The 7,055-nt window shown below is 57.3% G+C and carries 5 protein-coding genes; 2 read left to right on the top strand and 3 right to left on the bottom strand.

Annotation, left to right across the window (positions count from 1 at the left end):
• Window positions 1-59 precede the first annotated feature (59 nt).
• Window positions 60-2,390: a family 78 glycoside hydrolase catalytic domain gene (locus AC3Y2E_RS24215; protein WP_379214978.1), complete on the top strand. Its 2,331-nt coding sequence runs from the start codon at window positions 60-62 to the stop codon at window positions 2,388-2,390.
• A 515-nt stretch (window positions 2,391-2,905) separates the two neighbouring features.
• Here the strand turns inward: AC3Y2E_RS24215 and AC3Y2E_RS24220 are convergent.
• The gene (locus tag AC3Y2E_RS24220; RefSeq protein WP_190931560.1) at window positions 2,906-3,202 is read right to left on the bottom strand and encodes a hypothetical protein; all 297 of its coding nucleotides are present in this window, start codon (window positions 3,200-3,202) and stop codon (window positions 2,906-2,908) included.
• Between the two features lie 119 nt (window positions 3,203-3,321).
• Window positions 3,322-3,765 carry a HEAT repeat domain-containing protein gene (locus AC3Y2E_RS24225; RefSeq protein WP_379214981.1) on the bottom strand — a complete coding sequence of 148 codons (444 nt, stop codon included), beginning with the start codon at window positions 3,763-3,765 and terminating at the stop codon, window positions 3,322-3,324.
• A 246-nt stretch (window positions 3,766-4,011) separates the two neighbouring features.
• On the opposite strand from AC3Y2E_RS24225, the gene pepT reads away from it, so the two are divergent.
• A complete protein-coding gene (pepT, locus tag AC3Y2E_RS24230) occupies window positions 4,012-5,256 on the top strand; it encodes a peptidase T (protein ID WP_379214983.1) in 1,245 nt (414 codons plus the stop codon).
• Window positions 5,257-5,365: 109 nt separating this feature from the next.
• On the opposite strand, the gene AC3Y2E_RS24235 is transcribed toward pepT, so the two are convergent.
• Window positions 5,366-6,892 carry a PhoX family protein gene (locus AC3Y2E_RS24235; RefSeq protein ID WP_379214985.1) on the bottom strand — a complete coding sequence of 509 codons (1,527 nt, stop codon included), beginning with the start codon at window positions 6,890-6,892 and terminating at the stop codon, window positions 5,366-5,368.
• Between the last annotated feature and the right edge of the window lie 163 nt (window positions 6,893-7,055).

The following is a 7,055-nucleotide window of genomic DNA, read 5'->3' on the forward strand; positions in this document are numbered from 1 at the left end:
AAGGCACGGGGCGGGGAGAACCCGCCTCTTCCTTTAGAGGACGCAGGGGGAGAGCGAAGATGAATCCGTTGGACAATTCAGTCTGGATGTGGAACGGCCGAAGCCGCGACGAGGTGAATCAATATGTGGAATTCCGCCACGAATTTACACTGCCGCAGCAAGCGGAGCAGGCGAGCCTGTATATTTCCGTAGATTCGGAGTACGCCGTATGGATCAACGGGACATGGGCGGATGCCGGTCAATATGACGATTTCCCGGATCATAAAGCTTACGACCGGTTGCCCGTCGGGCATCTGCTGCGGAAGGGGGATAATGTGCTGTGCGTGCTCGCCTATTATCAAGGCGTTAACAGCTTTCAATATATTCCGGGCACCCCGGGGCTGATCTACACGCTGGAGACGGGGATGGAGACGATCCGGAGCGGCAGCGGCGCGTATTGCCGGCCTTCGCGGACGTATGCTTCCGGACGGCTCCCGATGAGCACGGCGCAGCTCGGGTTTACGTTCGAATACGACGCGGCCCGCGGCGACGGCTGGCTCAGTCCGGAATACCGGATGACGGACGAGTGGAAGCGATCCGGTCCGGGACGGGCTGCAGACGAGTATCCGGCATGGTATGCGAGACCGGTGCGCAAGCTGGATGTGAAAGAGCGATGCGGATCGAAGCTGATCACCCAGGGAGTGTACGTGCGACAAGCGGCGCCGTCCGATGCGATAGTGGCGGAGCTGATGCAGAGCGACTACTTGTCCCATCGCCTGTCCCGGTCGCTCATCGGCGGCGGAGGTCCGCTGACGCTTCCCTCTTCGGGGGGATTGCCGATCAAGCCTGAAGCGTTCCAAGAAAACGGCGGCGTGTATCTGGTGCTGGATATGGGACGGGAAGAATGCGGTTTTCTGGAGCTGGAGCTGGACGGAGAAGAGGGCGCCTTTCTCGATATCGCATACGGCGAGCATCTGGACGATCTTCGGGTCCGCGCATCGGTCCGCGGCAAACATTTCGCCACCCGATACCGGTGCGGCAAGGGACGGCAAAGGTTCACCCATTATATGAAACGATGGGCGGGGCGCTACCTGCAGCTTCATATTAGCGGCGTTAAAGAGAAGTTCGTGCTTTATTACGCAGGCCTTCGGTCCGTGGAGTACCCGGTTGAATGGAAAGGCGAATTCCGCTGCCCCGACCGGCTTCACCGTCAAATCGAGCAGGTGGCCGTCCGCACCCTCCATCTGTGCATGCACGAGCATTACGAGGATACGCCCTGGCGCGAGCAGGCGTTGTACGCCATGGATTCCCGGAATCAGGCATTGTGCGGATATTACGCCTTCGGCGAGTACGAATTTCCGGCCGCGTCGAACCGGCTGTTCAGCGAAGGGTTGAAGGAGGACGGTTATCTGGAGCTGACCGCTCCGGCGAGAAGCCCGTTCACGATTCCGTCCTTCAGCTTCCTATGGATCGTTCAACTGGAGGAACATTTGCTGTACAGCGGCGATCTTGAGCAGGCCCAAGCGATGCTCGGCATCGTTCGGCGGATGTTGGATCAGCATACGGCCCGCTTGCGGGACGGGCTGCTGGTCACTCCGGGAAGCTCCGGCTACTGGAACTTCTACGATTGGGAGCGCGGTTTGAACGGTGCGGCCGCAACCAAGCCGGGTTACGGAGGGCTGGAGGGCACGAGATTCGACGCGCCGCTTAATCTGTTTTTCGCGATGGCGTTAGAGGCTGCGGGCGGCATGGCGGATGCCTGCGGAGACGCTGCAGCGGCCCGGGGCTACCGGGAAACCGCGCATAAGGTGAAAGCGGCCGTCCATGAACAGTTCTGGGATGCGACAGCGCTCGCTTACCGGACGTATCTGGGGGGAGACGAAGGCGATCATTATGCCGAATTAACCCAATCGCTGGCCCTCTGTGCCCGTGTATGCCCGGAGCCGGCTGTGGCCGATTTAAGGAGACGGTTGTCTTGCCCGGACAACGGATGGGTGCCGGTTTCGCTCAGCTACGCCTTATTCAAGTTCCAGGCTTTGCTGGCCGAACCCGAGCTATACGGGCAGATCGTATTCGATACGATTGCGGACGAGTGGGGGCATATGCTGTACCGCGGCGCGACGAGCTTCTGGGAGACGAAGGACGGGGCCGACGCGTTCGGTCAGGCCGGGAGCTTGTGCCACGGCTGGTCGGCCATCCCCGTTTATTTTTATTACGCCTATATACTGGGGGTCCGGCCGGTCGAGCCGGGTTTTCGGGTATTTCGGGTGGAGCCGGTGCGGACGGTGTTTCATCAAGCTTCAGGCACGATCCCGACACCGTATGGCGACATTCAGGTGGAATGGAAGATGACGCCGGACGGACTTGTCCTGCATCTGGAGCACCCGGAGGGGACGGTGCGGGAGTCGTAAGCATCTAGTAGCAGCAGTAGCTGCTGCTGCGGGACAGGGAGGAGGTCTGGCCGATCAGGGGTGATGTAAGATAATCGGGTTGCGTCTCTTCCTGGGGGAGGGACGCTTTTTTTCGTGGTGGAGGTAACGAATAAGAGTGGTTTGTGAAGCTGTCGATTCATTGTGTAGAAGTGTTAGCAGGCCGTTCCAAGTGAAAAGTTACCTTCTTCTACTCAAACAGGTTGTCCGGAATCCCTTGATTGAATAAGGATTGTAAGGTAGGGGATTCCAGACAAAACTCGCCAGAAGGTAATCTTTTCCCTTTCCACTTGGTTGTCCATAATGAATCGACAGCCTCGTTTGTATGCTTTATTTGGTCCGCAAACCGGGTTGGACACGGAATAAGAGCGGTTTGCAGCTCCTAAAATCCGCGAAAAGGGTGCAGGCGTGGCCAGCAGGTAGCAACAAAAAAGCCCTCTTATCAAAAAGAGGACTTGCTTCGTCATTATAGCCGCGGACCGTTCGAACGCTCGCTTCTAGCTATGCATCGACTGCGCTTTAGCTTGCTCGCGGGTCGCTTCGTTCAGCATCGACTTCCAGTCGGCGAACTTGGTTTGCCTGGCGACATGCCGGTCCCACAGTTCGTCGGGAATGTTACGGATATCATCGAGCGTATCGGCTTGGAAATTGCCGATCTCCAGAAACTCGTTAAAGCTTTTGCAGGAGGAATGCTTGCTCATAAACGACTTGGTGAACAGTTCGTCGAGCGAAGTCTGGCCTTCCTTACTTGTTTTTTGACCCTGCAATTCTTTAAGCAATTCGTCAAAGGGCATAGGTTTTTGTTTTCTCAGAGGATCACTCCTAAATTTAATGTTCTCGGTAAACTATAACACATCACGGCTATAAAATGTCGCCTTTTCCAAAAATCAGAGTCAGATGCGTCTCGCACCGCCTATTTATTCGTTAACGCGGCCCACGACTCTTCCAGCCATTTTTCGAACTCTGCGCCTTTGTCCCCTTCATAAGTATCGTATACATCAAGTCTCATCTTATGCAGTTTTTCCTTGAATTGCTCGAACGAGTGGCCCTCCGGCAAACTTTTTTTAATGCGGACGAAAATTTTCGTCGTTCCCTTGACCAGTTCGCCCTTTTTCCTGCGCGGCTGCTGCACGTTCTCGCCAAACTCCTTGAGCTTGCGGTAGGCGGCCTCCTGGACTTGATACACCGTGTCGTTATTCATCCGGTGCGTCAAGATGTCGATCACCTGCTCATGTTTCCAGGCGCCGAGCTCTTCTACGGCAGTCAGCCGCTCGCGCCAATTCGAGGTCCGGTTCGAGGCTGTCCTCAGTTCCGCATAGTTAGGCGGCAATTCATTTTTCGCTTTTCGTTTGTCCAATCGGTTCCAACACCCTTCGTTTGTTTAGATTCCGCTTCCCTGGTGAAGACTTCTGCTGTCGGTTCGTGCGCCGTCCGCTGTATAGCTACCCTAAGGGGAAAGAGCTGTGAAAAAAGCTTGGCATAGACATTGTACCAAGCAGGATGAATAATGCAACAGGATGCGCTCACATCGCTTTCGCGGGAGACGGCTTATTTTCAATGCGGGGCGCATTGCAGTACAATAATCGATAAGGAGTTGAGCGAGATGAAAAATGAGATTATTACCAGATTTACCTCTTATGTGCAAGTCGATACCCAATCGAACGACGGCAGCCCGTCTTGTCCTTCCACGCCGGGGCAGTGGACGCTCGGCAGGATGCTGGTCGAGGAGCTGAAGCAGATCGGGATGGAGGAAGTGACGATCGACGAGAACGGTTACGTCATGGCTACGCTTCCGGCCAATACGGATAAACCGGTACCGGTCATCGGTTTTCTCGCGCATCTCGATACGGCGACGGACTTCACCGGGGCGGGCGTCCAGCCGCAGATCGTGGACAACTACGACGGCGGGGACATCGTGCTGAACGAGGAGCAGCGGATCGTCCTGTCGCCCCGCGATTTCCCCGAGCTGGCCGGCTATAAGGGACATACGCTCATTACGACGGACGGCACGACGCTGCTCGGGGCCGACGACAAAGCCGGGATGGCCGAGATTATGACCGCGATGGCATATCTGATCGCGCATCCGGAGATCAAGCATGGAAAAGTCCGGGTCGCGTTCACGCCGGACGAAGAGATTGGCCGGGGACCGCACCGGTTCGACGTGGCCGCCTTCGGTGCGTTATACGCGTATACGATGGACGGAGGGCCGCTCGGCGAGCTCCAGTATGAGAGCTTTAATGCGGCGGCTGTCCGCATTGTGTGCAAAGGGAAAATCGTACACCCGGGTACGGCCAAAGGCAAGATGGTCAACTCCGCGAAAATAGCGATGGAGATCAGCCGCCGGCTTCCGGTGGAGGAAGCGCCCGAGTTTACGGACGGCTACGACGGCTTTTTCCACCTGATCTCGATAAACGGCAATGTGGAGGAGACCGTGCTGAGCTATCTCATCCGCGACTTCGACCGGCAGCGGTTCGAAGGGAGAAAGGCCGAGCTGACCGGCATCGTTGAGGAGCTCCGGCACGTATACGGGCAAGAGCGCATCGCGATTGAGATTAAGGATCAATACTTCAATATGCGCGAGAAGATCGAGCCGGTCATGGAAATCGTCGATATCGCCCGCCAGGCGATGGAAAGTCTCGGAATCGAGCCGGTCATCCAGCCGATCCGGGGCGGGACCGACGGCTCCCAGCTGTCGTATATGGGATTGCCTACTCCCAACATTTTTACAGGCGGCGAGAACTACCACGGCCGGTACGAGTACGTGTCGGTCGACAACATGCTGAAGGCGACCAACGTGATCGTGGAGATAGTCAAGCGGTTTGAACAGCAAGCGGGCGGAGAGCTGTAATTCATTCTCCGGGCAAACATGTTATCCCTAACGGAGAAAGGGCTCTTTCTTGCTTCGGCGTATGATGCCGGAGCAAGGAAAAGCCCTTGTTTTGGTACAGAAACGCGTGTTACATCCGTCTGATCGCGACGATGGTGGAAGCGGCAATGTCCGGATTATGGACACCGGCGAATACAGTGCCGTCAGGACCGAATGCTGGAAGGGAGAGGATGGCGCTGCCCGGAGCACACAGAAACGATTCTGCCTTGGCAAACGTTTCCCCGGAAGCGGTCAGCGCATACAACGCATTGTTGCCGAATGGAGCGTAGGCTCCCTGGTTCAGCCGGTCGGCAGGCATATTAGTCGCGATCCAGAGCCGGCCTGCCGCATCGAACGAGATCGAACCCGGCGAGCTGAAAGCGGCCTGCCTTCCGCCCGCGAGGACGAGATCCGATTCGAAGGCGATGGCTGCGCTATCCCCGCCGTCTTCCACGAGCCGCAGGATGCTTCCATACCCGCTGCCGGATAAGATGCTGCCAGTCTGGGATACGAACAGGGTGCCGTCGGTCGGATGCAGGGCTACACCGGCAGCTTGCTCCAGCTGCGTGGCACCCAGCACGAGGGCGGTTTCGCGGGCATGCGTCAGCACATCCGCCTGCTCGCTCAGCATGGCAAGCAGCTCTTCCCGGCGCCGGTTGACGCCTGGAGGCATGCGGAAGGCCGGGTCTGCCAGTGTATCGCGAACTTGCTCTACAGCCAGCTCGATCCAGCGACCGCCGCCGAGGTCGGCTGCGTACAACGTGCCGTTCTCCAGCAGCACGGAGTTAGCTGTTCCTTTGGAAGGATCATAAACATCGCGGCTAATGTATTTGAACAGGACTTGCTCGCCGCACATGTAGAGAACGGCTCGTCCATCCGGTGCCAATGCTGCCGCAATGTCTCCATGCGCAAAACGCCCGAGCGCCGTATGCTTGCGCGTGGAAAAGCGGCTGTCAGTTGGATCAGCCTCGGCCAGCCAGCCGACGGCGGCCGTCGGGATGCCTGCCCTCGCCGCGTCCACGTCCAGCGGATGTTCCCCTGCAAGCACAGTACCCCACGGAGTACGTCCCCCCGAGCCGTTGCACCAGAGCCCTTGCACGACCGAGGCTCCACCCACGGCCTGAGCACCTCGAACCGGGCCGGTCAAATCGATGCGGTCCCTCGATGTGAGTCGGCGGGCCTCGGGGGCTTTCGGATCAAGCTTCCATGCACCGTCTCCCGAGCGTTGCACGCCCATTACGGATGCGCCCCGGCCACCAGCATTCCCCGTATCCCCCACTTGGGGTGTCCCGGCTTTGTGGCTTACCCATAATAGTCCGCGGCCCCGCTCGCTTGTCGGCCAGAAGCCGATATGACCGCTGCCTGCGCCAACCGAACCGCTTGGCACGGCAAGAGTATCAATGGCATAGCCGGCCGCTGCCGTCAACCGGTCTGTTGTTTGCGGCTGGAGGGCCGGGAAAGGAATCGCTTCGGCTAATCCCATGTTCGGCTGCGCTGCAGAAGCTGTCGCCTTATTCAGCAGCGGGTCGAGTCCGGTAGAGGCTGCGGCAAGGGCGGCGGCGCTCGTGCCGATAAAAGCTAGAAATGACCGACGGGATACATGTTTATTGTGAGTCATAGGGTCCCTCCTGAATGTTACATAGTATGGATTCTAGGGAGATCAAAGCGAAAGTTAACGGATTTTGTTGCGTAAGACACAGAAAAGGTTATGAAAATAAGATATCATAAAAAAGAGATTCAAAGATTGAATTTCTGAAGACACAATTTTCATTTGTCAAGTT

This window comes from Paenibacillus sp. MAH-35 (assembly GCF_058135425.1).